Genomic DNA, 23,025 nt, shown 5'->3' on the forward strand with positions numbered 1-23,025 from the left:
TCAGCCCGCTCGAGCTTCGGTGATCGTCAGGTACGGCGTCTGGCTCGCGGTGAAGGCGAGAGTGAGCGACGAGCCGGGCCCGGAACCCGATCCGTCGTCCGACACGAAAGTGGACAGGCCGACGTCGATCGCCGTCGTGGAGGGCAGGCAGACCACATCGAGCTGTGCGGCATCGACGATCAGGCAGGCCTCGGGCTCGACCGTCTCGCCGTATCGATTCGCCATCCAGACCGGCTCGTCTCGGAAGTAGCCGACGACGCTCAGGTTCATCTCGAAGCCCTGCGCGACGAGTTCCTCCGCCCGCGTGCGCTCGTCGCCGACGAACTGGGCGAGGATCGATGACGACGAGTCCCACTGCTGGATCGATGCGATCGGATCGCCGTCGGTGGCGACCACGATGTACGCATTGATCGTCGTGAAGACGGCGGTCACCTCGTCGACGGTCTCGCCGGGGCGCATGACCGCGACGTTGATTCCGACGTTCTGGAAATCGGACGTGCGCTGGCACTGGGATTGCGTCGCCTCGTCGACATCGACGACGGCGCAGGTCAGATCCCCTTCTCCCTTGGTGCCCAGCCAGACGATCGCACCGGAGTCGTCGTCCTGCCCGACCGCACGCAGCGTGCCGGGATCGAAGTCGGATTCGTCTTCGAGGAGAGCGCGCCGCTCCTGCTGCTCCGCGGTCAGCGCTATCGCATCGGACGGCGGCGCGAAGACGGCCCAGCCGATGCCGATCCCCAGTGCGAGCAGCAGCGCTGCGGAGACCGTCACGAACCGCCAGTGCCGACGCAGCACCGCGCGCGTCCCCGGAGCCGCCTCCGGTTCTCGTGCGTCCGCGGAATCCTTCGCCGCAGCATCGGCGTCTTCCGGTCCGGGTCCGAGGGATTCCTCGAGAGCCGGTTCGCTCTCGGCCCGCCCATCGGACGCCGGGGCCGGGGCGGGCGACGTCATACCTGGGACCGTCTCCCTCGCGTCAGGGATCGGAAGCGAGACCTCACGGACGATCGCAGCGTGCGCCTGCTCCAGGTCGCGCAGGCGGCGAGCGTCTTCTGACGTGAGTCCCCCCGCACGTCCGTACGCTTTGCGCTGCAGACGGCGCAGTTCCTCGTCGGTGCTCATCCCACGCTTCCCGGCGCGGGATCGCGGGTGATCTCGAGATACGACGGCCCCGCCCCGTAGGCGTACGAGATGCGGGTCGTGCCCCCGGTCTCCTCGTCGGGCCGTTCGAAGACCAGGGACCGCGGGCCCGTCTCCTCCGCCGGGATCGGATCGCACAACGACAGCGGAGATTCGTCGGAGCCGTCGTAGATCACGCACGTCTCACCGGTTGCAGTACGCGTGGCGGCCCAGATGGGAGTCTCACGGTCGTACCCGGTGATCCAGAGACTCGTCCGCTCGAACCCGAGCGCCACGAGGTTCTCGGCGATCCTCGTCTCTTCCGCGTCGTAGAAAGTACCGAAGTCGTCCGGCTCGCCGTAGATGAAGCTGTTCGCGATGACCGCCGGGCGTTCGTCGAGAGTCAGGAACAGTTGCGCCGACACCTGGCGCTTGAGCTCGTCGTCGACGTCGACGGTCAGCACCGCATCCATCCCCGAGGAGCGCACCGCATCCGTGCCGTTGCACGTCGGTCGGTACACTTCGCCATCGCTGAACACGAGGCATGTGGAGGCCCCGTCCCCCTTCGTCGCGGCCCACACGACCACGTCGGCCTCGACCGCCATGACTCGGATCGAACCGGCGTCGTACTCGCCGCCGTCGACGAGGCGCTGCTGCCACTGCTGCTGCGCCTCGCTGATCACGATGACGTGTTCGGCCGGCCGCGTGAGCAGCCAGCCGGCGACCGCGCCGATCCCGAACACCACGACGATCGCGACCGCGATCGTGATCGCCCGTCGTATCGCCGACCGACGGGGCCGGTCGATGGACGGATTCTCCGCGCTCTCCTGGTCGTGCGGGCGTGCGTCGATCTCCGATGAAACGACCTCGCCGCCGGGCGTGACCGGATCCGGACCGGAGGGATGTTCGACACGCGGGTCCCGGTCACGACGGGAACCGAGTTCCTCGAGACGTTCCAGCTCAGCGGTCGTCAGCCCGCCCTCGCGCCCGTACGCGCGCGCCTGCAGGGCGCGCAGTTCGACGGCTTCCTCGGCGTCGAGCATCCGGCGTCAGCCCAGTCTCTCGAACTGCATGCCGGCCCAGACGAGCCAGCCCAGGCTGTACACCGTCGCGGTCAGCCCGAGCACGAGCGCCCAGCGCCCCATCCCCCGACTCTCGACCGGTCGGCGCAACGACATGATCGACGCGATGATCGCGACCACCCCCACCGGCAGGCCCCAGCCGACGAAGAACGAGGCGCCGAGGGCGACGATCGCCGCGAGCAGCGCCCACGGAGCGAGGCGGGCGTCATCGACGACCATCTCGGTCTCGGCGGGCGCCCAGGCGGTGCGGCCCGTGGGGTCGTCCGCATCCGGACCGCTCACGACCACGGGTTCGATGCCCACGGGGCCGGTCGGCAGCCGCGTGTATCCGTCGCGACGCGCTCCGGGCAGTCGTGCGGAACCTGCCGGACTCTCGACCTCGCCACTCGACCGGTCGATGCGCGGAGTCGGTGAAGGCGTGGGCGTCCCCGGTGCGGGCGTCGGCTCCGTGGGGTCGCTCATACCGCGACCGCCTCCGCGACCTGGATCTCGGTCACCGGGAGCGTCGAATCGGCGCCGAAGGCGAGCGTGGACGGCTGCTTGCCGGAGGAGATCAGCTCGGCTGCGAGCGCCGCGATCATGGCCCCGTTGTCGGTGCAGAGCGAGAGCGGCGGGATGCGTACCGTCACGCCCGCCGCGGCTGCGCGCTCGAGGGCGACGTCGCGCAGGCGGCGATTGGCGATCACTCCCCCGCCGAGCAGCAGTCGGGGAACGCTGAGGTCCGCGCAGGCGGCGAGCGCCTTCGTGACGAGCACGTCGACGACCGCCTCGCGGAAACTCGCCGCGACATCGGCCACCGGCACCTCGACGCCGTCGGCCTCGCATTTCTCGATCCAGCGCGCGACCGCCGTCTTCAGCCCTGAGAACGAGAAGTCATAGCGGTGCTTCGCCAGGTCGGAGGCGCGGGACAGCCCGCGCGGGAAGCGGATCGCGTTCGGGTCTCCGTCGACGGCCGCCCGATCGATCTCGGGCCCACCGGGGTACGGAAGCGAGAGCAGACGGGCGACCTTGTCGAACGCCTCTCCCGCCGCGTCGTCCATCGTCTCCCCGAGGAGTTCGACGTCGGTCGTGAGGTCGCGAACGTGCAGGAGCGAGGTGTGCCCGCCCGACACGAGAAGCGCGATCGTCGGGTACTCGAGAGGTTCGGAATCGGCCGTGAGGATGTCGGCGGCGATGTGCCCGACGAGGTGGTTGACCGCGTAGAGCGGTTTGTCGAGCGAGACCGCGAGACCCTTGGCGGCCCCGACACCGACCATGAGCGCGCCGGCGAGACCGGGACCGCTCGTGACGGCGACGGCATCGAGGTCGGCGAGAGCCACGCCCGCCTCGGCCAGGGCCGCGTCGATCGACGGCTGCAGGGCCTCGAGGTGCGCACGGGCCGCGACCTCCGGCACGACGCCCCCGTAGCGGGCGTGCTCGTCCATGCTCGAGGCGATGGTGTTCGACAGCAGAGTGCGTCCGCGTACGATCCCGATGCCCGTCTCGTCGCAGCTCGTCTCGATCCCCAGCACCAGCGGTTCGCTCATGCGCTCACCTCACTCCCCATGCCGGAGTCGTTCCCCGGCGACCTGCGCAGCACGAGCCGCATCACGATCGCATCCACATCATCCGGCTGATAGTAGCGGGGGCGTCGTCCGATCTCCTCGAAACCCTCTGAGAGGTACAACCCCTCCGCAGACGGGTTGTCGGCTCGCACCTCGAGGAACACCTCGCGCGCCCCGCGCTCGCGCGCGGCATCGAGCAGGGCGCGCAGCAGAGCCCGTCCCCGCCCCACCCCGCGATGGTCGGCGTCGAACGCGATGGTCTGGATGTCGGCATCCGCACTGCCGCGCAGCGCGCGCACACCGCCGTAGCCGATGACCGAGCCCTCCTCGTCGTCGACGAGGTAGCGCCCGTGCTCGCTGACGAGTTCGGCGGCCATCGCCTCGGCGCTCCACGCGTCGGTCGGGAACGAACGCCGCTCGATCCCCATGATCGCGTCGAGGTCGGCGGCGGTCGCATCGCGCAGGGTCACAGCCCCACCCGCTTCGGGGCGGCCGGCTGCTTGACGTCGGGCTGGCGGAGGTAGAGGGGCTCGGCGCCTGCGAGTTCGCGACCGGCGGCGTGAGCGCGGGCGCCGACGCGAGCGAGATCGACGGCCGACAGCGCGGCGACGTCGATCCGGCGGATACCGTCGAGGTGCGCGTCAGCGTCGACGACCGGAACGAGCACGGTGTCGACGAGCACGCGCGGAAGTCCGTCGGCATCGACGCCGTCGAAAACCGTGATCGCGACCTCACGTCGTCGCGCGTCGGTGACGATCGCGAACGGCCCGGTGACGGCATCCGTCTCGATCGCCGTGAGCGCCGCCGCGTGATGGCTGGGTACGGGGATCACCGGGATGCCACGACCGAGCGCGAAAGCCCGGGCGGCGGCGATCCCGATGCGGAGCCCGGTGAAGGGGCCGGGGCCCATGCCCGCGACGACGTGCGAGACGTCGTCACCACCCGACGCGGCCAGCGCCTCGACGAGCAGGTCGCCGATCACCTCGGCGTGCCCGAGCGGGTCGCTCGTGCCCGCCTCGGCGCGGCACGCGCCGTCGGGATCGATCAGCGCGACGGCGCTGCCCAGGGAGGTGTCGACGGCGAGAATCACCTCTCCAGGGTAGTCGCCGTTCACGGGTGGCCGTCGGCGGGGCACTCGCCGCTCGGCTGCCACCTCCTAGGGTGGGGGGCATGACGTCACCCCATTACGAGAACGCCGCCCGTGTGCTGCGCACGCCCGATGTCGATCCTGCTGAGCTCCACGCCGCGGCTGTCGAGCTCTGCCAAGCCTTCGTGCGCAACGAGCATTCCATCGGGCTCCTCCCGGGTGACGCGCCGGACCTCCTCGTGCAGACCCTCCGCGCGGCCGGCGACCGCGGGAACGTACCGGCGCTGCTCGATCTCGCGCTCCTCTACGAACGCGGCGGAATCGCGCCGTGGGCGCCCTTTCCCGCGCACGACTCCGCCGCGGCGATCTCGCTCTATCGGGCCGCCGACGAACTCGGCGACCGCGATGGCGCACTCGGATGGGTGCGCACCGCCTACTTCGCTCGCGACGAGAGCGAGGCATCCGCCGCTGCCACCCGCCTCGGCGTCCTGCACGCACAGGATCCGGAGAACGCGGAGCTGATGCTGTTCCTCGGGTACTTCCTGCACCAGGGTTACGGCTACGCGGAGGACGCCGCCGCCGGGACGCGATTCTTCGAGGCGGCGGCCGCGCGAGGCGACGCCGCCGCCGCCTTCGAGCTGAGCATCCTCACGTCGGACGGCGGCGTGACCGACGCCTCGGTGGCGTGGACGCATCGGGCCGCTGAGCTCGGCAGCGACCGCGCCCAGTCGAACCTCGGCGGTATGTACGCGACAGGCCGGGGCGTGACGAAGGACACCGTGCAGGCGATGCAGTGGTACGCCCGCGCAGGTGAGGCGGGAAACGCGCGCGCCGCGTTCATCGCGGGCCTCATGCTCCTCACCGGTGACGAGGGCCTTGACCCCGATCCCGCCTCGGCGGTCGAGCTGTTCTCCCTGGCCGACGAGCTCGGCTTCGATGTCGACGCCTCTCTCGAAGGGATGGGCCTGGCGCGCCCCGAATGAGAGGACTCAGGCCTCGATGCGCGTCATGGTGAAGTAGCGCGGCGCATCGGCGTCGAGCTCGGCCGGATCGATCTCGCCGCCGTCGTCGCCGACGGGACGCTCGAGCTCGATGTCCCACCAGGCATCGGCGAGGTCCTCCGCCATGCCGCGTCCCCATTCGACCACGACGACCGATCGCGCGAGGTCGAGGTCGAGGTCGTCGAGCTCGGCTGCGGAGCCGAGCCGGTACGCATCGACGTGCACCAGCGGCGCCCGGCCGACCAGCGACGGGTGCGTGCGTGCGATCACGAACGTCGGGCTCTGCACCGGCCCCCGTACACCGAGTCCCTCGGCCAGGCCGCGCGTGAAGGTCGTCTTCCCGGCACCGAGGGGACCCGTGAGGATCAGCAGGTCGCCGGCTTCGAGCTGCTCGCCGATCAGGAAGCCCAGGCGCTCCATGTCGTCGGAGGAGGCGACCTCACGGCGCCCGAGGAAGGCGGGATCGACGCTCATGTCGTCCTCCGCGGAACGCGCGCTCCGATGCGGGTGACGATCTCGTAGTTGATCGTGTCGGCGGCATCCGCCCAGTCGGCGGCCGAGGGCACACCCAGCGTGGGGTCGCCGAACAGCACGACCTCATCGCCGATCGAGACCGGGGTGTCTCCCACGTCGACGACGAACTGATCCATGGCGATGCGGCCGACGTTGGTGAAGCGCTGCCCCCCGATCGAGACCGGCAGCCGACCCGAGGCGTGCCGGGGCACGCCGTCGGCGTATCCGAGCGGCACGAGCGCGAGAGTCGTGTCGCGGTCGGTGCGATGGTCGTAGCCGTACGAGACGCCGGTGCCGGCGGGCACCCGGCGCACGGCGGCGACGGCTCCGCGGAGCGTCATCGCCGGACGCAGGCCCAGTTCGGCGGAGGTGCGGTCGTCGAACGGCGAGAGCCCGTAGATACCGACCCCGATGCGCACCGCATCGAGCCGCATCTCGGGTCGGTCGATCGCAGCGGCCGTGGCGGCGATGTGCCGGATCTCGGGATGGATGCCGAAGGATGCCGCGACCTCTACCCCCTCCTCGAACTTCGCCAGAGCTGCGCGATCGTCGTCGAGGGACGTGTTGGAGAGATGGCTGAAGAGTCCCACCACCCGCAGACGTCCGATGCGTTCGTGCCGGGCGGCCTCGGCGAGGACCCGCCCCCAGTCCGCCGGGGCGATGCCGTTGCGCGACAGACCGGTCTCGAACTTCAGATGCACGGCGACGGGGCGATCGACGCTCGCGACCGCCGCGGCGGCCTCCAGTTGATCGAACGAGGAGATGCCGAGCTCGATGTTCTCGGCCGCCGCACGGTCGAAACGCTCGCCGGGCGCGTGCAGCCACGCGAGGATCGGGGCGGTGATCCCCTGCCGGCGCAGCTCGAGCGCCTCGGGGATCTCGGCGACGCCGAGCCTCGTCGCGCCGCCGGCCAGTGCAGCCACGGCGGCAGCGGCCGCTCCGTGACCGTAGGCGTTGGCCTTCACGACGGCGATGACCTCCACACCGGTCAGACGGCGGAAGTGGCGGACGTTGTCGGCGATCGCATCGATATCGACGGATGCCTCGCGGAACGGAACGGTCACGGCTGGCCTCCCTCGGCGACGACGAATGCGGTCGCGAGTCCCGCGTCATGACTCATCGTGAGGTGCAGGGTCGCGATCCCGCGCTCGACGATCACGTCGGCCGTCGATCCCGCCAGCACGAAGTACGGCCGCCCCGATTCCTCCGATGCGATCTCGATCTCGGTCCAGTGCACGCCGTCCGAGCCGCCGAGCGCCTTGATCAGCGCCTCTTTCGCGGCGTACCGGGCAGCGAGCGACGGAAGCCGGAGGCTCCGCTCCGCGGGCGCGAAGAGACGCTCCAGGAGACGAGGGGTGCGCTCGAGGGTCCGCTCGAATCGCGGGATGTCGACGAGGTCGATGCCGGTCCCGATGATCACGGTTCCAGCCTACTCGCGGCGCACGGTCGGACCCGTGCACCGCGAACCCGGCTCATTCGACGGTGACGGACTTCGCGAGGTTGCGCGGCTGGTCGACGTCGAGCCCCTTCGCCGTGGCGAGCGCCATCGCGAAGATCTGCAGCGGGACGACCGCGAGCAGCGGTTCGAACATCGCGCCGGCGAGCGGGATGCGGATGACCTCGTCGGCGAAGGGCAGCACGGCGGCGTCGCCCTCTTCGGCGATCACGATGACCCGGGCTCCGCGAGCGCGGATCTCCTGGATGTTCGAGACGACCTTCGAGTGCACGAGCGCCGAGTGGCGGGGCGACGGCACGAGCACGAACACCGGCTGCCCGGGCTCGATGAGCGCGATCGGACCGTGCTTGAGCTCGCCGGCGGCGAAGCCCTCGGCGTGGATGTACGAGATCTCCTTGAGCTTGAGCGCGCCCTCGAGCGCGATCGGGTAACCCACGTGGCGGCCGAGGAAGAGCACCGAGCGGGTGTCGGCCATCCAACCGGCGAGCTGGGAGACGTGCTCGTTCTCATCGGCGAGTACCCGGGCGATCTTGCCGGGCAGAGCGCTGAGCTCGTCGACGTCGGTCGACGCGTCGGCGACCGAGCCGCGCACGCGTCCCATGTGCAGGCCGAGCAGGAGGAGGGCGGTGATCTGCGCCGAGAAGGCCTTGGTCGAAGCGACCGCGACCTCGGGGCCGGCGTGCGTGTAGACGACGGCATCCGACTCGCGCGGGATCGTCGCGCCCTGCGTGTTGCAGATCGACAGCGTGCGTGCGCCGCGCTCGCGGGCGTACTTGACCGCCATGAGCGTGTCCATCGTCTCGCCCGACTGGCTGATGGAGACGACGAGGGTGTCGGCGCCGATCACCGGGTCGCGATAGCGGAACTCGTGGGCGAGCTCGACGTCGACGGCGACACGGGCCCACTGCTCGATCGCGTACTTGCCGACGAGCGCCGCGTACGAGGCGGTGCCGCACGCGGTGATGATGACGCGGTTGATACCGAGGAAGAGGTCGTCGAGTCCGTCGAGCTCGGGGATCACGACCTGGCCGTCGTGGATGCGCCCGCGGATCGTGTTGGCGACGGCCTCGGGCTGCTCGGAGACCTCCTTGGCCATGAAGCTCGCCCATCCGCCCTTCTCGGCGGCGGCGGCATCCCACGAGACCTCGAACGGCTCGGGTTCGACCGGGGTACCGGCGAAGTCGACGACGGTGACGGCGTCGGGCGTGATCGACACGATCTGGTCCTGCCCGATCGCGAGGGCGTGGCGGGTGTGCTCGACGAACGCGGCCACATCGGAACCGAGGAAGTTCTCGCCCTCGCCGAGGCCGATCACGAGCGGGGAGTTGCGGCGGGCGCCCACGACGAGCCCCGGGTGGTCCTGGTGCACGGCCAGCAGGGTGAACGCACCCTCGAGGCGGTTGACGACGCTGCGGAACGCGAGCTGCAGGTCGCCGCCGTTCTGCGCGTACTCGCGGCCGAGCAGGGCTGCGGCCACTTCGGTGTCGGTCTCGCTGCGGAACGCGACGCCGGCGGCCACCAGCTCATCGCGGAGCGAGGCGAAGTTCTCGATGATGCCGTTGTGGATCAGTGCGAGCTTGTCGTCGTCGGCGAGATGCGGGTGCGCGTTGACGTCGGTCGGGCCGCCGTGCGTGGCCCAGCGGGTGTGACCGATACCGGTCGTGCCGTCGGGCAGCGGGGCGTCGGAGAGCGAGTCGCGCAGAGCGCTGAGCTTGCCCGCCTTCTTGCGCATGCCGAGCGCTCCGTCGCCGTCGATGACCGCGACGCCCGCGGAGTCGTATCCGCGGTACTCGAGGCGGGCGAGACCGGCGAGAAGGATGTCCTGGCTGGGGCGCGGGCCCACGTATCCGACGATTCCACACATGCCGTCAAGAATAGGCGCGTTTTTTTGCGAGCCGTCCGAACAATCGAACCCGCCCGACGGGGTCAGAGCTTGCGCAGGAGCACGCTCTCGACCGAGTGATCCGCGCCCTTGTTCAGCACCAGACGAGCGCGATGCTTGGTCGGCATCACGTTCTCGACGAGGTTGGGCATGTTGATCTCGTTCCAGTATCCGAGCGCCGTCGTGATCGCCTCCTCATCGGTGAGGTGAGCGAAGACGTTGAAGTACGACGAAGGATTGCTGAACGCACCCTCGCGCAGGGCGAGGAAGCGCTCGACGTACCAGTTCGCGATGTGGTCGCTGTCGGCGTCGACGAAGATCGAGAAGTCGAAGAGGTCGCTGACCGCGACGTCGTTCGGCGCCGCCGGCGGCTGGAGCACGTTCAGCCCCTCGACGATGACGACGTCGGGGCGACGCACCACCACGTGCGCGTCGGGAACGATGTCGTAGCGCATGTGCGAGTAGAAGGGCGCGCGCACCTCGGGTGCCCCGCTCTTGACCTCAGTGAGGAACTCGATGAGCGAGCGCCGGTCGTAGGACTCCGGGAAGCCCTTGCGCTCCATCAGGCCGCGACGCTCGAGCTCGGCGTTCGGGTAGAGGAAACCGTCGGTCGTCACCAGCTCGACACGCGGCGTGCCGGGCCACCGGCTCATCAGCTCGCGCAGGAGACGGGCGATCGTCGACTTCCCGACAGCGACGGAGCCGGCCACACCCACCACGAACGGGGTCGTCGAGTCCTCCTCCTGGAGGAATGAGCTGGTCGCCGCGCCGAGGCGCTTGGTCGACGTCGCGTACAGGCTGAGCAGGCGGCTGAGGGGCAGGTAGACCTCGCGCACCTCGTCGAGGCTCAGACGATCACCGATGCCGCGGATCTCCACGACCTCGGTCTCGCTGAGCGGCTGATCGAGGTCGGCGGCCAGTCGCGCCCATTCCGCCCGCCCGATCTCTCGGTACGGCGAGAGGGGCTGCGTGGGGTCGACGGTGGTCACCCGACCATCGTATCGGGGCGACGGTAGTCTCTACGCGTGCGCCTCGGAGTCCTCGACATCGGTTCCAACACCGTCCACATGCTCGCCGCCGACGTGCGGCCGGGCGGGCGTCCGCTCGCGACGACGAGCGATCGCTCGGTGCTGCGCCTCATGCGGTATCTGCTGCCCGACGGCTCGATCTCCGAAGAGGGAGTCCTCGCGCTGGAGCGGGCGGTCGCGCAGGCCCGCCGGGTCGCCGAGGAGGAGCGCGTCGATGCCCTGCTCGCCACCGCGACCAGCGCGGTGCGCGATGCCGCGAACGGTGCGGAGGTGATCGCACGGATCGAAGCCGCTCTCGGGCAGCCGCTGCAGGTGCTCGATGGCGAGACCGAGGCCGAGCTGACGTTCCTCGCGGTGCGGCGCTGGTTCGGGTGGTCGGCGGGTCAGATCCTGCTCCTCGATATCGGCGGCGGTTCGCTCGAGATCGCCGCCGGTGGCGAGGAGCTCCCGGATGCCGCGGCATCCGTTCCGCTGGGCGCCGGACGCATGACCGTGCAGTTCCTGCCGAACGACCCACCCGGGGAGGACGACGTCGAGCGTCTGCGCGCACACGCCCGCGACACCCTCGATCAGGTGCTGCCCCGCTTCGCGGACCTCCCCCGCCCCGACCACGTGGTCGGATCGTCGAAGGCCATCCGCTCCCTGGCGCGCCTCGTCGGGTACCCGGTGCCCGGATGGTCGGGATCCGAGCGGATGCTGCTCCCCCGCGCGTCGCTGGGATCCTGGATCCCTCGCCTCGCGCGCCTGCCCGCGTCGGCCCGGCAGGAGCTGCCGGGCATCACACCGGATCGCACGTTCCAGATCGTCGCCGCCGCGGTCTCGCTGCACACGGCGATGACCGCCCTGAAGGTCGACGAGCTCGAGGTCTCGCCGTGGGCGCTCCGCGAGGGAGTGCTCCTGCGCTACATCGAGCAGCTGGGTCAGTCCCCGACCTGAGCTCGCGTCGGCCGCAGGGGCGCGAGCGGCTGCTCAGGACGGGGACTGCGCTCGGTGAAGAGCCGGGATCCTCAGAGCGCGAGGCGCTCGCGCACGATATCGGCGAGGCGGTCGGCGTACGCCTGCGCGGATTCCGCGTCGGCGGCCTCGACCATGACGCGCACGAGCGGCTCGGTGCCGGACTTGCGCAGCAGCACGCGCCCGGTGTCACCCAGCTCGGTCGCGACCGCGCGGACGGCGGCCTGGACGACCTCGTCGTCATCGACACGGTCCTTGTCGACACCGCGCACGTTGATGAGCACCTGCGGGTAGACGGTCATCACGGCCGCGAGCTCGGCGATCGTCTTGCCCTGGCGCGCCATCTCGGCGACCAGGTGCAGACCGGTGAGCAGGCCGTCGCCGGTGGTGGCGAACTCGCTCATGATCACGTGACCGGACTGCTCGCCGCCGAGGGCGAAGCCGCCGGCGTTCATGTCTTCGAGCACGTAGCGGTCGCCCACCGCGGTCTGACGCACCGTGATGCCGTGCTCGCGCATGGCGACGTGAAGGCCGAGGTTGCTCATCACGGTGGCGACGAGCGTGTCGTCGGTGAGATGACCACGCTCCTTCATCGACACCGCGAGGATCGCCATGATCTGATCGCCGTCGATGACGTTGCCCGCCGCGTCCACGGCGAGGCAGCGGTCGGCATCGCCGTCGTGCGCGATGCCGATGTCGGCACCGAGACGCACGACCGCCTCCGCGAGGTTGTCGAGGTGCGTCGAGCCGACGCCGTCGTTGATGTTGAGACCGTCGGGTTCGGCGCCGATGACGATGACATCGGCTCCCGCGTCGCGGAAGGTCTCGGGCGAGACGCCGGAGGCGGCGCCGTGGGCGCAGTCGAGCACGACCTTGATGCCCTCGAGCCGATTCGGCAGCGACCCCAGGAGGTGCACGACGTACCGGTCCTCGGCATCCGAGAACCGGTCGATCCGACCGACGCCCTCGCCGGTGGGGCGCAGCATCTCGCCGGACATGGCTGCCTCGATGCGCTGCTCGACGACGTCGGGCAGCTTGACGCCGCCGCGCGCGAAGATCTTGATCCCGTTGTCGGGCGCCGCGTTGTGCGACGCCGAGATCATGACACCGAAGTCGGCGTCACGGTCGGCGACAAGGAACGCCAGCGCGGGGGTCGGGATGACGCCCGCCTCGAGCACGTCGACGCCCGAGGAGGCGAGACCGGCGGCGACCGCCGCGGTCAGGAAGTGTCCCGAGACCCGGGGGTCGCGAGCCACGACTGCGGTCAGACGCTTGCCTTCGGCTTTGCGTGCCTCCGCAGTACGGCCCTGGCCCAGGACGACAGCAGTCGCCTGGGCCAGGGTGAGCGCGAGGTCGGCGGTGAGGATGCCATTGGCAAGCCCCCGCACACCGTCCGTGCCAAAGATCGGCATCGGAAGCAGTGGACCTTAACGCTTCGAGTACTGAGGCGCCTTGCGGGCCTTCTTGAGTCCAGCCTTCTTGCGCTCCTTGACGCGAGCGTCGCGCGAGAGGAAGCCGGCCTTCTTCAGGGTCGGGCGGTTGTTCTCCTCGTCGATGCCGTTGAGGGCACGGGCGATGCCGAGACGCAGCGCACCGGCCTGGCCCGAGGGGCCACCACCGGAGATGCGCGCGATGACGTCGTAGCCGCCGGCGAGGTTGAGGACCGTGAACGGGTCGTTGATGAGCTGCTGGTGCAGCTTGTTCGGGAAGTAGTCCTCGATCGAACGGCCGTTGACCGTGATCGTGCCCGAGCCGGGGATCAGACGCACGCGGGCGATGGCCTGCTTGCGACGACCGACTGCGGCGCCCGGGACGCTGAGCACGGGGCGGGGAGCCGCCTCGACTGCGTCGGTCTCGGGGGTCGAGGTCGAGAAGCTCTGGGGGGTTTCGGTGGTGTCCTGGATGTCAGCCACGAGTATGTCCTTAAGTCTGTACGGCGCTTACTGGGCGACCTGGTCGAGGGTGTACGGCTGGGGCTGCTGCGCGGCGTGCGGGTGCTCTGCACCGACGTACACCTTGAGCTTGGACAGCTGCTGGCGGCCGAGGCTGTTCTTCGGGAGCATGCCACGGATGGCCTTCTCCACGGCGCGGACCGGGTTCTTCTCGAGGAGCTCGGCGTAGGTGACCGACTTGAGGCCGCCCGGGTAACCCGAGTGACGGTAGGCCAGCTTCTTCTGGAGCTTCTGACCCGTGAGCGCGACCTTCTCTGCGTTCACGATGATGACGAAGTCACCGGAGTCGATGTGGTTGGCGAAGGTGGGCTTGTGCTTGCCACGCAGGAGCGTTGCCGCGTGCGAGGCGAGACGGCCGAGAACGACGTCGGTGGCGTCGATGACGACCCAGTCACGCTGGACCTCGCCGGCCTTCGGGGTGTAAGTGCGCGTCACGATAGTGCTGCTTTCTTGTGTCGAACGGAGAAGTTCGTGAATCCCACTCCGGGGTGGTTCTTCCCGAGAGGGAGGAACACGCCAGTGGAGGGCTCACGTTCGGATGATGCACCTCGCCGACGAGCGGCACGGGCACCAAAGAGACAGCATACGCTACCGAGCGCGGTCCCTCAAACCGGCCTCACGCGAACCGGGCTCACGCGAGGTCGGAACGCTCCCCCGGCGTCAGCACACGCAGCCGGTGCCCCTGGTCGGCGTGCTCGAAGATCCCGATCAGACGATCGAGGGTCTCCGAGAAGTGGAGCCAGCCCTCGGCGTGCACCGGCACGATGACGGCATCCGCCAGCACGCCCGCCGCCTCGAGCGCCGTCCGCGCGTTCAGCGTGAGATCGGTGTCGTCGAAGGCACCGACGTTCGCGGCGCCCGTGAACAGCACGGCGATCGCGATCGCCGGGAACCGCTCGCCGATGCGGCGCACGAGATCGACCGAGGCGTTGTCCCCCGAGACGTAGACGGTGGGCTCGCCGGGCGCCTCGAGCACGAAACCCGTGACGAACCCGACCACGGCCTCCGCCCCCTCGGGCCCGTGGAGCGCGGGCACCGCCGTCACGGTGACATCGCCGATCCGATGCTCCTGCCACGGTACGAGCCCCGCGACCTGCGGGATCCGCGTCGCCGACTCCGCCGTGCCCAGCACCAGCGGCACCTCGGGCAGCAGGGCGCGACCCGCGTTGTCGAGGTTGTCGGCGTGCTCGTCGTGCGACAGCAGCACCACGTCGATCGGGCCGAGCGCGGAGGGACGCACGGCCGGACCCGTCAGCTTGCGCAGGCGTGATCCTCCCTCGTACACACCGGGTTCGTCGAACGTCGGATCGGTCAGGAAGCCGTAACCGCCGTACGTGAAGTACAGCGTCGGCCCGCCGACCAGGACTGCGGGAATCGTCGTCATGCTTCGAGTCTGCGGCATCCGGGTCTGCGGCGTCAGTCCGGATGCACCGAGACGAGGATCGGACGATGATCGCTGGTGCCCTGCGGCAGGGTCGTGATCCGCTCGATCTCGAAACCCGTCGACGTCGCGAAGTCGTAGTGACCCCGGAACACGCGATAGCGCGTATAGGTGTGATCGTCGCTGAGGGTCAGGGCGTACCCGTGGTCCCGCACGGCCTGGCCGAGATTCTCCTTGAACACCGGGTAGTTGTAGTCCCCGACCATGAGCTGCGGCAGCCCCTCGCCGAGGGCCGCCAGCGACGTCAGCGCCGCTCGGATCTGGTGCCGTCGCAGTGAGTTCAGCGCCGTGAGCGGGGCGGCGTGGAAGGACCCCACGATGATCTCGCGCCCCTCGTCGATGTCGACCAATCGCGCGGCGAGGATGCGCTCGTGTGCGGGCTTGAGCATGCGGTCGTGCAGCGACTTCTTGAGCCCGATCGCCCGGATCTCGCGCAACCGGAAAGTGCTCGACCGGTAGTACAGCGCCAGGCCCAGCCGGTTCCCCTGGGTCGCGTCGGCGAGCACGAGACCGCCGATGCTCTCGGGTAGGTGCTGCACGTCGCACTCCTGCAGGCACAGGATGTCGGGATCGTGCTCGCCGACGAGCGCCACGAGCTCGCTGGCGGCCCGGTGCTTGCGGAGGTTGTACGAGATGACCTTCATGATCGTTGCCACGCTACCCCCGGCCGCTATGGGTCGGCTCCGGGTTGTCCCGGCAGCGCGGTTCTGTTAAGGAGAGATGGGGAGACCTCCCCATCGACGGTGCAGAACGGGCGTTGTTAGGTTGAGAGCACCGCCGATCACCACTCGACTCTTCCGAAGGAACATCCGTGGACGTACTGCTCGACCGTGAACGACTGCGCGACGCCCGAGACACCCTGAAGACCGCGAAGGACGACTTCGAGAACGCCGGCTCGATCAACGACACCCTGGAGCAGGCCATCGGCACGCCCCAGGGGAAGTCGAAACTGCGCGATCGGGTGGGCTGGTTCGAGTCGAACTGGTCGGGGAACCGCGACGAACTCACGGAGTCGGTCGAGAACGTCTACAAGCGGCTCGACGGCATCATCGAAGGCTGGGACGAGTGGGAGGCCGAGGCCTCTGCGCAGATCGAGGGTCAGGAGGACGGCTCGTGAGCAGCTCCCCCTTCACCGGCAACGAACTGCGCCAGTTCGATGGCACGCCCGAGACGATCGCCTCGACCGCCGAGCAGTACAAGACTCTGGGCGCCGCGATGAAGCGCACGGCCGACACCCTGCGCGATATCGCCGCCTCGCAGATCAGCCAGGGCACCGAGAAGCTCAGGGAGGACGCCGAGAACATCGAGTCCGACCTGCGTCAGGCCGGTGTGCGCTACGAGGGCACGGGCACGGCTCTCGCTCCGTACGCGACCGCCCTCGAGACGGCTCGCCTCTGGTACACGACCAATCACGCGGCTCTCGAGGCCGCGGAGACGTCGTACAACACGGCCGTCGCGGATCAGCAGGAGGCGATGTGGTCGCCGACCGCCGACGCCGAACAGCACTCCGAGGACCTGCGCGATGCGGCGAACGCCGTGGATTCGGCATCCGAAGCGCGGGAAGACCTCTGGCGCGCATACGACAGCGCGTTCGCGGCGTGGGAGGAGGCCTTCGACACCGCCGCCGACGGCGTGGCCGACGCGATGGACGCCGCCGACAACGACGATGGGTTCTGGGGCGCGATCGCAGATGTGCTCGGGGTGATCGGGTATGCGATCATCGCGATCGCCGTGGTCGCGCTGTTCGTGGTCTCCAGCCCGTGGTCGACGATCCTCCTCGCCGCAACGCTTGCGCTCTCGGCGATCCACCTCGCTGGCACGATCTACTTGTACGCGAACGGGAAAGCGTCGCTCTCCGATGTGTTGTGGAGCACGTTCGGCCTCGTCACCGCCGGTGTCGGCGGGCTCGCCGCCCGGTCGATCCGCCTCGCCACGGCCGCCAACGGCGGGCAATCCCTGTTGAACGCCTCCCAGTCCGCGTCGCGGCTCCCGGTGTTCGCGAGCGGCGTGCGCACGTCGTCGATGCCGGGTCTGGGCGGATTCGTGAACCCGTTCTCGACACTGGCCCGTGGTTCGCAATGGGCGTCCCTGAATCGGTGGGGCAATGCGCTCGCCGATTGGACCGCTCGCTCGGGTCCGAGGAGCGCGACGATAGCGGACGCTTGGGCGGATGCCGTGGTCAGCGCCGTGCCGAGAATCGGCGGCGCGGGCGTGACCTCGGTCGGCAGTTGGGTCGCCGGCGTCGCCGGCGGCGTCTACAGCAGCCCGATCAATCCTCTCTACTACTCCTTCGGCCGACCGTAGACTGGCGACGTGCCCTTCTCCACTATGCCCGTCTTCGGGCTCAACCGAAGCGGTCTGCCGCGACGGATCGGCATCCTGCGCCTCATCGCGATCCTCGCCACGATCGTGACACTGGCGCAGTGGATCGTGCCCGTGGGCGCTCGATACATCTTCAACGGCGGTCGCATCTACTACCCGAACGAGTACTTCAATCTCTGGGGACCGATCCTGCCCTGGCCGGTACTGAGTGTTCCCGCGTGGCTGACGATCACCACCGGCCTGATCGCCATCGGGTGTGCCTCCGCGTACCTCCTGCTCGGCGGTCTGGAGATCGCCGATGATGTCGCCTACATGACCCTCGTGCCCCTCCTAGCTGGGTATGTGACGATCTTCATCGCGGCCTTCGAGAAGGACTCCACCGGGGTGATCTGGACGCCCGGCGCTGACGGGTACCCGATCGGCTGGCACTGGATCGTCGCCCCCTTCACCATCGTGCTGATCGCGTCGGGCATCATCGCCTCCGTGCGCATGAAGCGGCTGCGAGCCGAACGACGCCGGAGAAGAGCGGAACGTCATGTCGCTCAGGGATGAGCTGCTGGGTCGCGTCGTTTCGACCCCGCGCGGCTACACGTTGCTCGTGCCGCCCGACTGGGGGCGCTTCGTCGCCGACGACTCGGGCCGCGACGAACTCGTGAACCTGTTGCGAGCGCGGTTCCTCGAAGTGCATCGCCCCGAGCTGTTCGGGCAGGCGCGAGCCGCCGTGCACCAGCAGTGGGAGAGCCTGCGCCAGCGCGGCGCGATCGAGGTCTACATGCCCGTGGTGCCGCCCGTCGAGGGCGGCACGCCGATGAGCATCGTCACGGTGCCCTGGATCGCGCAGGCCACCTTCGCCGAGGACGTGCAGCGGCGCGCCAACGGCGCAGCAGTCGAGACGCTGGATGCCGGTGACGGATCCTCGGTGTACCGGTGGGAGACCGAGCGGGAGGGGCGCGGCGCGACCGAGGGAGTGTTCGCCCGGGAGATCTGCTACGTCCGCCCCTTCCCCGGTGCTGCTCCGGAGCGCGGCATCCTCGTCATGGCATCGATCGTGCACCCCGGGATCGCGGAGGCGGGGCCGGCTCTCGACGGCTTCACCGCTCTCGCCGATGCCGTCGCCTCGACCCTGGTCTGGAGGTTCGAATGAGCGACGGCCTCCCCGAGGGGTGGCTGCCGACTCCATTCGGCGTGGACGAAGCCGAGGCTCCCGCACTCGCCGCCGCGCTCACACGGATCGCCGCCGACACTCTTCCCGGATTCATCGACGGCGACGACGCGCGCACCGCCATGGCCGCGACGATCGCCCGCGCGCCGATCGCGGCGGGCACGGTCGGCCGCGTGTGGCACGTGCTCGGGCCCGACGCGACGGGTGCGATCGTCGACCTCAGCGTCGTCGAGAGCGCTGGCTCCGTCCCCGATTCGCCCTTCGCCCACACCGTGCCCCAGCGCGCCGTCGTCTTCCTCGAAGGACGGGCTGCGCTCTCCCTCGTCGCGCCCCGCGAGCACGTCCCCGTCGCGATGCTGCTGCGTGCGCAGCGACAGGACGGTGGCCGCACGCTCGTCGCGGACGCGATCGATGCGGCCCCCGTTCTCGGTCTCATCCTCGACGACGTGATCGCGCTCGTCGGGGGCACGCCCCCGGGCTCCGAGGGCCTTCCGTCCGGCGACTGAGCCGCCGGACGCCGTCACTCGCTGTCGCGTCGCGCCCGCGTCTGCTCGGCGCGCGCGGCGAGCAGATCGTCGGCCGGATAGCCGACCTCGGTGAGGATCAGCCCCCGAGCCGCCAGCACCTTGAACTCGCTCGTGCGGGTGAGCGCGTCGCGCAGCACCACGAGGTCGCCGACGTCCAGTCGCCCCTCCCCCACGGCCACGCAGGCACCGACGAGCGCGCGCACCATGCTGTGGCAGAACGCGTCGGCCTTGACCTCGGCGACCAGCACTCCCTCGGGATCCCGGGTCCACCGGTAGTCGAGAAGCGTACGGATGGTCGTGGCCTCGTCGCGCGGCTTGCAGTAGGCGGCGAAGTCGTGCAGGCCGATGAGGGTCTGCGCCGCGGCATCCATCGCCGATGCGTCGAGTCGGCCCCGCACGCTCGTCGTGTCGAGGCGGCGCAGCGGATCGAATCCGGCGATCTCATCCGCGAGCCGGTAGCGATAGCGGCGCCAGACCGCGGAGAACCGCGCGTCGAACCCCTCGGGCGCGATCGAGGTGCGGTGCACCGCCACATCCGAGTAGGCGCCGAGCACTCCGCGCATCCGTCCGGCGATCGAGGCAGCCGGGTCGAGGGCGGCGCGTCCGTGCCGGGACTCGATGCGCGCCCACTGCGCGTTGTCGAGGTCGACGTGCGCGACCTGGCCGGAGGCGTGCACCCCGGCGTCCGTGCGCCCGGCGACGACCAGCCGCACGTCGGAACCGACGATCCGCGCCAGCGCCTCTTCGAGCGTGCCCTGCACGGTGCGCAGCGTCGGCTGCCGGGCCCACCCGCGGAAGTGGGTTCCGTCATAGGCGATGTCGAGCCGGATGCGCACGTCGACAAGCCTAGGTCACCGACGACGACGGCCCCGGAGCATCCGCGGATGCCGGGGCCGTCATCGCGATCCGGGAAGGGTCAGATGCCGCCGTCGATCGAACGGATGGTGGTCGCCGGCTCATCCGGCACCATCACCTGGGTGTCGCGGTTCAGGCTCTCGCCGCGGAAGAACCGCTTCGACCGCGGGAACAGGTACCAGACGAACATCAGCACGAGACCGAACGCGAGCGATCCGATGCCGATCACGAAGGTGCCGCCGATGCCGAACAGCACGGTGTAGCCGTAGTCGACGTCCCACATGTCGATCGCCGACTGCACGAACGCTCCGGTGAGCATCAGTCCGCCCAGCAGGGGGAAGAGGCCCTTGAAGAAGAACTCGCGCGGCGAGCGGAAGATGTCGCGACGGAAGTACCAGACGCAGGCGAAGCCGGTGATCGCGTAATAGAACGCGATGGCGAGGCCGAGCGACAGGATCGAGTCCTGCAGGATGTTATCGCTGATGAGCGTCATGCCGATGTAGTAGACCGAGGCGACCACGCCCATGACGATCGTCGAGAACGACGGCGTCTTGTACTTCGGGTGCACGTCCTTGAACTTCGCGGGAAGCGCACGGTAGACGCCCATCGCGAGGGTGCCGCGCGCGGTCGGGAGGATCGTGGTCTGCGTCGAGGAGATAGCCGAGATGATCACCGACACCACGAGAACCCACCCGAACGGTCCGAGCAGCCCGTCCTTGATGGCAAGGAAGAAGTCGTCGGCGTTGGCCTCGTTTCCGAGTCCCGTGCCGGTCTCGCCGAGGCCCGCGTACATCATGGCCGCGATCGTGACCGCGACGTAGGTGACGAGCAGGATGACGGTGGTGAGCAGAGCCGCGCGGCCCGGGATGCGCTTCGGGTCCTTGGTCTCCTCGTTCAGGGCGAGGCAGGTGTCCCAGCCCCAGTAGATGAAGAGGGCGAGCAGGATGGCCTCGGTGAAGCCCGACCAGTCGGTGAAGGCGAACGGGTTCAGCCACTCCAGGTCGAAGGGCGTCGGGTTCGGCGCCGTTCCCGCGAAGAACTGCCAGATAGCAGTGACGATGAAGATGCCGAGGGCGAGGTACTGGATGCCGAGCAGGATGTTCTGGATGCGCTCGCCGATCTCGACCCCGCGCCAGCTCACCCACGTCATCGCGGCGATGAAGACGACGGCCACGACGACCACGCGCCAGTCGTTGTTGGCGAGGTCCTGCCCGATCAACGACCAGAAGTAGACGGAGGCGATCTGCGCGAGGTTGGCGAGCACGACCATGCCCGCGACGGCGACGCCCCAGCCGCCCATCCAGCCCACCCACGGGCCGAACGCCTTGGTGCCCCAGGTGAACGTCGTGCCGCAGTCGGGCACGGCGTTGTTGAGCTCTCGATACGCGAACGCGATGAGGAGCATCGGCACGAAGGCGATGATGAAGGCGATGGGCGCCTGCGCGCCGACCGCGAGGACCACGAAGCCGAGCGTCGCGACGAGCGAGTACACGGGCGCGGTGGAGGCGAGACCGATGACGGTCGAACCCCAGAGCCCGAGTGTGCCTGCCGCCAACCCCTTGCCGTCGGGCCGTTCAAGGTGGATGGGCGTCGTAGCTGCCATGGTCAGACAGTAGGGCCATTGCGGTTATCGCGTCAATGACTTTCTCCGAACGACTGATTCCATCCGCGAATGGGTACGCACGCGACGAAATCCGCAGTTCAGTGAAATCCGCAGTTCAGTTTCGTCCGAGCATCCCGTCGGCATGGTCGGCGATCCAGGCCATCAGCGGCAGCATCCGCTCCATGAGGTCGCGCCCGAGCGGGGTCAGGCTGTATTCGACGTGCGGGGGCACCGTCGGGAACGACTCGCGGTGCACGAGGCCGTCGTCGGCGAGGGTGCGCAGCGTGGAGGCGAGCATCTTCTCGCTGATGCCGTCGACCTCGCGGCGCAGCTCTCCCCAGCGCAGCGTTCCGTCCGACAACGACGAGAGCACGAGAACGCCCCATTTGCTCATCACGTGGTCGAGGATCACGCGGGTGCTGCACCCCTGCTCGAAGACGAGCGGGGTGCTCTCCCGGATCTGCGCATAACTCACCGTCATGTAGGTACCTTACTTCAAAGTGGGTACCCGCAGGTCGGAAGGTTTTGAACCAGCGCGGGGTTGTCGAAGGTGTCATTCCCACGAAAGGACCCTCATGACCATTCTCGTCACCGGCGCCACCGGACAGCTCGGCCGCCTCGTCATCGACAGCCTCCTCGAGCGCGGCGCGGAGCCGTCGTCGATCGTCGCGGGCGTGCGCGACCTCACCAAGGCATCCGACATCGCCGCCCGCGGCGTGCGCACCGCGGTCGTCGACTACGACCGGGCCGACACGATCGCGGTGGCGCTCGAGGGCGTCGGCTCGGTGCTCCTGATCTCGGGTTCCGAGGTCGGTCGCCGCACCGCGCAGCACCAGGCCGTCATCGACGCGGCGAAGGCGGCCGGAGTCGGCAAGCTCGTCTACACGAGTGCTCCGAAGGCCCCGACGAGCGATCTCGTGCTCGCCCCCGAGCACAAGGCGACCGAGGAGCTCATCGCCGCGTCCGGCATCCCCGCCGTGATCCTGCGGAACAACTGGTACACCGAGAACTACGCAGGCAACATCGCGCAGGCCCGCGAGACCGGCGTCGTGGCGGCCAGCGTCGGCGATGGCCGCGTGGCCTCGGCGAGCCGCAAGGACTTCGCGGATGCCGCGGCGGTCGTGCTGCTGGAAGACGGCCACCTCGGCCAGGCGTACGAGCTCGGCGGCGACGTCGCATGGACCTACGACGAGCTCGCCGCCGCGATCGCCGAGGTCATCGGCAGCCCCGTCGAGTACCGCGCGCTGACCGCCGAGGAGCACGCCGCCGCTCTCGAGTCCGCGGGTCTCGACGCGGGAACCGTCGGCTTCGTCACCGCGCTCGACGCGGGCATCCGCGACGGCGCACTGGCCGACACCGACGGCACGCTCGCGCGTCTGATCGGCCGCCCGACCACTCCTCTCGTGGAGGGCCTCCGACCGCTGGCGTGACCTCGACGGCGTTCCCAACGCGAAAAGCCCGGTGTCCCTCGCGGATTCCGGGCTTTTCTGCGCCCAGGCG

Annotated in this window: 27 protein-coding genes; 8 read left to right on the forward strand and 19 right to left on the reverse strand. The window is 69.4% G+C overall.

Translation table 11 applies throughout. The features are described 5' to 3' along the window. From WFJ97_RS06245 to tsaB, 6 genes are read right to left on the reverse strand one after another with little or no spacing between them, the layout of a single operon-like run. Entirely contained in the window at nt 1-1,119 is a 1,119-nt protein-coding gene (locus WFJ97_RS06245) for a hypothetical protein (protein ID WP_336640840.1), read from the reverse strand. Further along, nucleotides 1,116-2,159 carry a hypothetical protein gene (locus tag WFJ97_RS06250; protein WP_336640841.1) on the reverse strand — a complete coding sequence of 348 codons (1,044 nt, stop codon included), beginning with the start codon at nt 2,157-2,159 and terminating at the stop codon, nt 1,116-1,118. Before WFJ97_RS06250 ends, WFJ97_RS06245 begins: the two co-directional genes overlap by 4 nt. A 6-nt stretch (nt 2,160-2,165) precedes the next feature. After that, nucleotides 2,166-2,660: a hypothetical protein gene (locus WFJ97_RS06255; RefSeq protein WP_336640842.1), complete on the reverse strand. Its 495-nt coding sequence runs from the start codon at nt 2,658-2,660 to the stop codon at nt 2,166-2,168. Further along, nucleotides 2,657-3,724 (reverse strand): tRNA (adenosine(37)-N6)-threonylcarbamoyltransferase complex transferase subunit TsaD, encoded by a 1,068-nt coding sequence (gene tsaD, locus WFJ97_RS06260; protein ID WP_336640843.1) that lies wholly within the window; start codon nt 3,722-3,724, stop codon nt 2,657-2,659. Before tsaD ends, WFJ97_RS06255 begins: the two co-directional genes overlap by 4 nt. After that, on the reverse strand, nt 3,721-4,212 hold the full coding sequence (gene rimI, locus WFJ97_RS06265; RefSeq protein WP_336640844.1) for a ribosomal protein S18-alanine N-acetyltransferase: 492 nt from the start codon (nt 4,210-4,212) through the stop codon (nt 3,721-3,723). The genes tsaD and rimI overlap by 4 nt, the downstream gene beginning before the upstream one ends. Then, the gene (tsaB, locus tag WFJ97_RS06270; RefSeq protein WP_336640845.1) at nt 4,209-4,832 is read right to left on the reverse strand and encodes a tRNA (adenosine(37)-N6)-threonylcarbamoyltransferase complex dimerization subunit type 1 TsaB; all 624 of its coding nucleotides are present in this window, start codon (nt 4,830-4,832) and stop codon (nt 4,209-4,211) included. Before tsaB ends, rimI begins: the two co-directional genes overlap by 4 nt. A gap of 80 nt (nt 4,833-4,912) precedes the next feature. Here tsaB and WFJ97_RS06275 point away from each other — a divergent pair, with 80 nt between their 5' ends. Next, nucleotides 4,913-5,812, forward strand: coding sequence for a tetratricopeptide repeat protein (locus tag WFJ97_RS06275; protein ID WP_336640846.1), 900 nt, complete (start codon nt 4,913-4,915; stop codon nt 5,810-5,812). 6 nt (nt 5,813-5,818) lie between these two features. Here WFJ97_RS06275 and tsaE read toward each other — a convergent pair whose 3' ends face one another. The 5 genes from tsaE to coaA all read right to left on the reverse strand — a co-directional run bounded on the left by tsaE (nt 5,819) and on the right by coaA (nt 10,670). Further along, nucleotides 5,819-6,304 carry a tRNA (adenosine(37)-N6)-threonylcarbamoyltransferase complex ATPase subunit type 1 TsaE gene (tsaE, locus tag WFJ97_RS06280; protein ID WP_336640847.1) on the reverse strand — a complete coding sequence of 162 codons (486 nt, stop codon included), beginning with the start codon at nt 6,302-6,304 and terminating at the stop codon, nt 5,819-5,821. Continuing rightward, nucleotides 6,301-7,407 (reverse strand): alanine racemase, encoded by a 1,107-nt coding sequence (gene alr / locus WFJ97_RS06285; protein ID WP_336640848.1) that lies wholly within the window; start codon nt 7,405-7,407, stop codon nt 6,301-6,303. The genes tsaE and alr overlap by 4 nt, the downstream gene beginning before the upstream one ends. Further along, nucleotides 7,404-7,763: a holo-ACP synthase gene (locus WFJ97_RS06290; RefSeq protein WP_247632760.1), complete on the reverse strand. Its 360-nt coding sequence runs from the start codon at nt 7,761-7,763 to the stop codon at nt 7,404-7,406. Before WFJ97_RS06290 ends, alr begins: the two co-directional genes overlap by 4 nt. Before the next feature lie 52 nt (nt 7,764-7,815). Further along, nucleotides 7,816-9,663: a glutamine--fructose-6-phosphate transaminase (isomerizing) gene (gene glmS, locus WFJ97_RS06295; RefSeq protein ID WP_336640849.1), complete on the reverse strand. Its 1,848-nt coding sequence runs from the start codon at nt 9,661-9,663 to the stop codon at nt 7,816-7,818. A gap of 62 nt (nt 9,664-9,725) precedes the next feature. Next, the gene (gene coaA, locus WFJ97_RS06300) at nt 9,726-10,670 is read right to left on the reverse strand and encodes a type I pantothenate kinase (RefSeq protein WP_247623191.1); all 945 of its coding nucleotides are present in this window, start codon (nt 10,668-10,670) and stop codon (nt 9,726-9,728) included. A gap of 36 nt (nt 10,671-10,706) precedes the next feature. Here coaA and WFJ97_RS06305 point away from each other — a divergent pair, with 36 nt between their 5' ends. Beyond that, nucleotides 10,707-11,645, forward strand: a complete 939-nt coding sequence (locus WFJ97_RS06305; protein WP_336640850.1) for a Ppx/GppA phosphatase family protein — start codon at nt 10,707-10,709, stop codon at nt 11,643-11,645. Nucleotides 11,646-11,716: 71 nt separating this feature from the next. Here WFJ97_RS06305 and glmM read toward each other — a convergent pair whose 3' ends face one another. From glmM to WFJ97_RS06330, 5 genes are all read right to left on the reverse strand, one after another. Next, nucleotides 11,717-13,075: a phosphoglucosamine mutase gene (gene glmM, locus WFJ97_RS06310; protein WP_247623193.1), complete on the reverse strand. Its 1,359-nt coding sequence runs from the start codon at nt 13,073-13,075 to the stop codon at nt 11,717-11,719. Between the two features lie 15 nt (nt 13,076-13,090). Further along, nucleotides 13,091-13,576 carry a 30S ribosomal protein S9 gene (rpsI, locus tag WFJ97_RS06315; protein WP_247623194.1) on the reverse strand — a complete coding sequence of 162 codons (486 nt, stop codon included), beginning with the start codon at nt 13,574-13,576 and terminating at the stop codon, nt 13,091-13,093. Nucleotides 13,577-13,603: 27 nt separating this feature from the next. Next, nucleotides 13,604-14,050, reverse strand: coding sequence for a 50S ribosomal protein L13 (gene rplM, locus WFJ97_RS06320; protein ID WP_102194388.1), 447 nt, complete (start codon nt 14,048-14,050; stop codon nt 13,604-13,606). Nucleotides 14,051-14,246: 196 nt separating this feature from the next. Continuing rightward, a complete protein-coding gene (locus WFJ97_RS06325; RefSeq protein ID WP_336640851.1) occupies nt 14,247-14,999 on the reverse strand; it encodes an MBL fold metallo-hydrolase in 753 nt (250 codons plus the stop codon). Between the two features lie 32 nt (nt 15,000-15,031). Continuing rightward, nucleotides 15,032-15,700 (reverse strand): endonuclease/exonuclease/phosphatase family protein, encoded by a 669-nt coding sequence (locus WFJ97_RS06330; protein WP_247957582.1) that lies wholly within the window; start codon nt 15,698-15,700, stop codon nt 15,032-15,034. 167 nt (nt 15,701-15,867) lie between these two features. Between WFJ97_RS06330 and WFJ97_RS06335 the strand changes: the two genes are divergently transcribed. From WFJ97_RS06335 to WFJ97_RS06355, 5 genes are read left to right on the forward strand one after another with little or no spacing between them, the layout of a single operon-like run. Further along, the gene (locus WFJ97_RS06335) at nt 15,868-16,173 is read left to right on the forward strand and encodes a hypothetical protein (protein ID WP_336640852.1); all 306 of its coding nucleotides are present in this window, start codon (nt 15,868-15,870) and stop codon (nt 16,171-16,173) included. Next, on the forward strand, nt 16,170-17,360 hold the full coding sequence (locus tag WFJ97_RS06340) for a hypothetical protein (RefSeq protein ID WP_336640853.1): 1,191 nt from the start codon (nt 16,170-16,172) through the stop codon (nt 17,358-17,360). Before WFJ97_RS06335 ends, WFJ97_RS06340 begins: the two co-directional genes overlap by 4 nt. Nucleotides 17,361-17,369: 9 nt before the next feature. Next, entirely contained in the window at nt 17,370-17,930 is a 561-nt protein-coding gene (locus WFJ97_RS06345; RefSeq protein WP_336640854.1) for a hypothetical protein, read from the forward strand. Next, entirely contained in the window at nt 17,914-18,522 is a 609-nt protein-coding gene (locus WFJ97_RS06350; RefSeq protein WP_336640855.1) for a hypothetical protein, read from the forward strand. The genes WFJ97_RS06345 and WFJ97_RS06350 overlap by 17 nt, the downstream gene beginning before the upstream one ends. After that, on the forward strand, nt 18,519-19,046 hold the full coding sequence (locus WFJ97_RS06355) for a hypothetical protein (protein ID WP_336640856.1): 528 nt from the start codon (nt 18,519-18,521) through the stop codon (nt 19,044-19,046). The genes WFJ97_RS06350 and WFJ97_RS06355 overlap by 4 nt, the downstream gene beginning before the upstream one ends. A 14-nt stretch (nt 19,047-19,060) precedes the next feature. Here WFJ97_RS06355 and truA read toward each other — a convergent pair whose 3' ends face one another. The 3 genes from truA to WFJ97_RS06370 form a co-directional block, all read right to left on the reverse strand. After that, nucleotides 19,061-19,903 (reverse strand): tRNA pseudouridine(38-40) synthase TruA, encoded by an 843-nt coding sequence (gene truA, locus WFJ97_RS06360; protein ID WP_336640857.1) that lies wholly within the window; start codon nt 19,901-19,903, stop codon nt 19,061-19,063. 80 nt (nt 19,904-19,983) lie between these two features. Next, nucleotides 19,984-21,525: an APC family permease gene (locus WFJ97_RS06365; RefSeq protein WP_336640858.1), complete on the reverse strand. Its 1,542-nt coding sequence runs from the start codon at nt 21,523-21,525 to the stop codon at nt 19,984-19,986. Between the two features lie 115 nt (nt 21,526-21,640). Next, nucleotides 21,641-22,006 (reverse strand): winged helix-turn-helix transcriptional regulator, encoded by a 366-nt coding sequence (locus tag WFJ97_RS06370; RefSeq protein ID WP_247623198.1) that lies wholly within the window; start codon nt 22,004-22,006, stop codon nt 21,641-21,643. 94 nt (nt 22,007-22,100) lie between these two features. On the opposite strand from WFJ97_RS06370, the gene WFJ97_RS06375 reads away from it, so the two are divergent. Continuing rightward, entirely contained in the window at nt 22,101-22,955 is an 855-nt protein-coding gene (locus WFJ97_RS06375) for an SDR family oxidoreductase (RefSeq protein ID WP_336640859.1), read from the forward strand. Nucleotides 22,956-23,025: the final 70 nt, after the last annotated feature.

Origin of the sequence: Microbacterium sp. USHLN272, from assembly GCF_037149655.1 — a bacterium.
Lineage (GTDB): Bacteria > Actinomycetota > Actinomycetes > Actinomycetales > Microbacteriaceae > Microbacterium > Microbacterium galbinum.

What these genes read in the sequence shown, in the direction of transcription:
- WFJ97_RS06245 (WP_336640840.1), bottom strand. Translation starts at nt 1,119, where the DNA reads ATGAGCACCGACGAGGAACTGCGCCGTCTGCAGCGCAAAGCGTACGGA.
- WFJ97_RS06250 (WP_336640841.1), bottom strand. Translation starts at nt 2,159, where the DNA reads ATGCTCGACGCCGAGGAAGCCGTCGAACTGCGCGCCCTGCAGGCGCGC.
- WFJ97_RS06255 (WP_336640842.1), bottom strand. Translation starts at nt 2,660, where the DNA reads ATGAGCGACCCCACGGAGCCGACGCCCGCACCGGGGACGCCCACGCCT.
- tsaD (WP_336640843.1), bottom strand. Translation starts at nt 3,724, where the DNA reads ATGAGCGAACCGCTGGTGCTGGGGATCGAGACGAGCTGCGACGAGACG.
- WFJ97_RS06275 (WP_336640846.1), top strand. Translation starts at nt 4,913, where the DNA reads ATGACGTCACCCCATTACGAGAACGCCGCCCGTGTGCTGCGCACGCCC.
- tsaE (WP_336640847.1), bottom strand. Translation starts at nt 6,304, where the DNA reads ATGAGCGTCGATCCCGCCTTCCTCGGGCGCCGTGAGGTCGCCTCCTCC.
- glmS (WP_336640849.1), bottom strand. Translation starts at nt 9,663, where the DNA reads ATGTGTGGAATCGTCGGATACGTGGGCCCGCGCCCCAGCCAGGACATC.
- glmM (WP_247623193.1), bottom strand. Translation starts at nt 13,075, where the DNA reads ATGCCGATCTTTGGCACGGACGGTGTGCGGGGGCTTGCCAATGGCATC.
- WFJ97_RS06325 (WP_336640851.1), bottom strand. Translation starts at nt 14,999, where the DNA reads ATGACGACGATTCCCGCAGTCCTGGTCGGCGGGCCGACGCTGTACTTC.
- WFJ97_RS06330 (WP_247957582.1), bottom strand. Translation starts at nt 15,700, where the DNA reads ATGAAGGTCATCTCGTACAACCTCCGCAAGCACCGGGCCGCCAGCGAG.
- WFJ97_RS06350 (WP_336640855.1), top strand. Translation starts at nt 17,914, where the DNA reads ATGTCGCTCAGGGATGAGCTGCTGGGTCGCGTCGTTTCGACCCCGCGC.
- WFJ97_RS06355 (WP_336640856.1), top strand. Translation starts at nt 18,519, where the DNA reads ATGAGCGACGGCCTCCCCGAGGGGTGGCTGCCGACTCCATTCGGCGTG.
- WFJ97_RS06365 (WP_336640858.1), bottom strand. Translation starts at nt 21,525, where the DNA reads ATGGCAGCTACGACGCCCATCCACCTTGAACGGCCCGACGGCAAGGGG.
- WFJ97_RS06370 (WP_247623198.1), bottom strand. Translation starts at nt 22,006, where the DNA reads ATGACGGTGAGTTATGCGCAGATCCGGGAGAGCACCCCGCTCGTCTTC.
- WFJ97_RS06375 (WP_336640859.1), top strand. Translation starts at nt 22,101, where the DNA reads ATGACCATTCTCGTCACCGGCGCCACCGGACAGCTCGGCCGCCTCGTC.